General features: G+C 44.9%; 1 protein-coding gene. It reads left to right on the forward strand.

What is annotated here, in order from left to right:
• The first annotated feature begins 795 nt into the window (after window positions 1–795).
• Window positions 796–2697 carry a group II intron reverse transcriptase/maturase gene (ltrA, locus tag WMO66_RS13465; RefSeq protein WP_349136922.1) on the forward strand — a complete coding sequence of 634 codons (1902 nt, stop codon included), beginning with the start codon at window positions 796–798 and terminating at the stop codon, window positions 2695–2697.
• Window positions 2698–2808: the final 111 nt, after the last annotated feature.

Genomic DNA, 2808 nt, shown 5'->3' on the forward strand with positions numbered 1-2808 from the left:
CGTGTAGCGATACGTTGCTACAAATAAACTTTATGTGGGCGAAAGCCTGTAAGGAGGTAAAAGTAGCGGGGAAAACAGAGTTTTCCCTAACTGATATTCTGAAGAGTGGAATGATGGGGTAACGCCCTGAAACGCTCACCTGATACTACGTTGGAAGCAAAGGAGTGCAATATCCTGCGCTGACACAGCACGTTGAAGTCGGCTGAGAATCGTCCAAACAGAGCCGTAAGGCAGATGTGGAAAGCTGTCCAGAGGTGGATAGTGCGGTCTATAGGTCGGGGGTCTATAAAATGCCTATGACAAGAATGTGGCTGACAACCACTGACGAAAGTCCGAATGTATGGGTCAAGAAGAAAGAACGGTAGAAATGCCGTTGCCATGAAAATGGTGTATGTGGGGTAAAGTAAGGCGGTCGCAATGAAATTCCCTATAGCATTACAGGTGCTATCCAGCATACTGGCCAAAAGGATAGTCTAAGGGCATCATGTACAGATAGGAATATCGGAACGTAGAAAGTCTCGGATGTGGAGCGATTGCACGCTATGAAGCATGAAAAGGAAATCTGTGTCGTCAGGAATGAAGGTGCAGTATAACTTTTCTTAATCCGGGAGGAAGGTGCAGCCATGGTACCGTATTCAGTCAGCGATGGTTGAATTTAGAAGCCGTGAAAAAAGTAAGCGGTGGAGGGACGGGCTGTAGTCAAGAGTAAATTGAAAATATCATTATTAACAAACACGCATAGGTTCGAGTAGGACTAAGAAAGGTTAAGCCCACGAAAGTGAGTGATGACCGACTATGGCAACAAAGAAAAAGGCTTTGAAGAAATCGAAACTGCGCCATGCTGAATATTACGATTTCCAGAAAATTCAAGATAAGCTGTATGCCGAAAGTATGGATGGCAAGATGTTCACCAAGCTGGTGGAAATTATCACCCTGCCGGAAAATATCAAATTGGCATACCGGAACATCAAGAAGAATAAAGGAAGCAAAACAGCAGGCACAGATGGCAAGACCATACAGCACTTAGAAAAGCTCTCTGAAGAAAAGCTCGTTGTGCTTGTGCAACGGAAATTCAGTTGGTATGTCCCCCAAAGTGTTCGCCGAGTAGAGATACCAAAGGACAATGGTAAGACAAGACCGTTGGGGATACCGACCATTATGGACAGACTTGTTCAGCAATGTGTTCTACAGGTTTTAGAGCCAATTTGTGAAGCAAAATTCCATGACCACAGCTACGGATTCAGGCCAAACAGAAGCCAGCAGCACGCAATTTCTCAAGTCCATAAAAATATGCAGCTAAGCCATCTGCATTATGTAGTTGACATTGACATTAAGGGATTCTTCGATAATGTGAGCCATGGCAAGCTGCTAAAACAACTGTGGACACTTGGAATATGTGACAAAAAGCTGATTTCTATTATATCTGCAATGCTGAAAGCGGAAGTGGCAGGAATTGGGTTTCCAGAGAAAGGGACACCGCAGGGCGGTATCATCTCTCCGCTTCTGTCAAACATTGTGCTGAATGAACTGGACTGGTGGTTGGCAAGCCAATGGGAAAACATTCCAACACAATATCCGTTCAAGCAAACGCCTAACCGCAATGGCAGCCCCAATCATGGTAATAAGTATGCGTCCCTGCGTAGAAGCGGATTGAAAGAAATAACCTGTGTCCGATATGCAGATGATTTCAAAATATTTACCAGCAGCTATCCTAATGCGGTCAAGCTGCTCCATGCAACAAAGGACTGGCTAAAAGAGCGTCTCGGTCTGGATATAAGCCCGGAGAAGTCCAAGGTAATCAGCCTGAAAGAGGACTATTCCGATTTTCTGGGATTCAGACTGAAAGTGATTCCCAGGGGCAAAACCAAACAGGGACAAACCAAATTTGTTGTAGAGAGCCATGTCAGAGAGAAATCCATTAAGAAAATTAAAGACAACCTTGCGGAACTGACCCATGCGATTCAGTACCCGAAGAATGCGGCACATTCCGAATATGAGGAAATTGCGAAATACAATGCCTTTGTACTCGGTGTCCATGACTACTACAGCATGGCGACCAAGGTCAGCAAGGATTTCAGAGGATTAGCCTTTTCAGTCCAAAAGAGCCAGAAAACAAGATTTCGACAGCGGTTAAAAACGGCAGCAGAGGTTGAAAAGAATCGGATTCCGTGCCATATAGCAAACGTGATTAAGGAACGGTACGGAAAAAGTAAGCAGTTGCGATATGTAGGAGGAATTGCGCTTGCGCCAATAGGCTATGTCAAGCACAGGCATCCCATTCAGCGAAAACGTGGTGTGAACTCGTACACCGCAGAAGGTAGGGCAATGATTCATAAACAACTGGAAGCAGTTGATATGGAGATTCTGCATTATCTGATGCGAAACCCGGTCTGGAATGCCACCATAGAGTATAACGACAACAGATTGTCACTATACTCGGCTCAAATGGGTAAATGTGCCGTAACCGGGGCGAAGCTGATGATTGGAGATATTTTCTGTCACCACAAAGTCCCACGTTGCAACGGAGGCACAGATGCATACCAAAATCTGATTTTGTTATGCGGAAATGCCCACAGGCTTATTCACGCTACCGATACCGACACTATTGCAAGGCTTACGGATTCCTTAAACCTCACTCCGAAACAGAAAACCAAAGTTGATAAGCTCAGAAGTCTTGTTCATGTTGAGAGTTGTTAAAATGTAAATCAATTTGCCCTTGATGGCAAGCCGTGTGAGCTGAAAGGTTCATGCACGGTTTAGGGCGGGGGAAAAGTTGGAGATAACATCAAAATCTTACCTATCGCCCCT

Source organism: Faecousia intestinalis, assembly GCF_040096185.1.
Lineage (GTDB): Bacteria > Bacillota > Clostridia > Oscillospirales > Oscillospiraceae > JAZOXB01.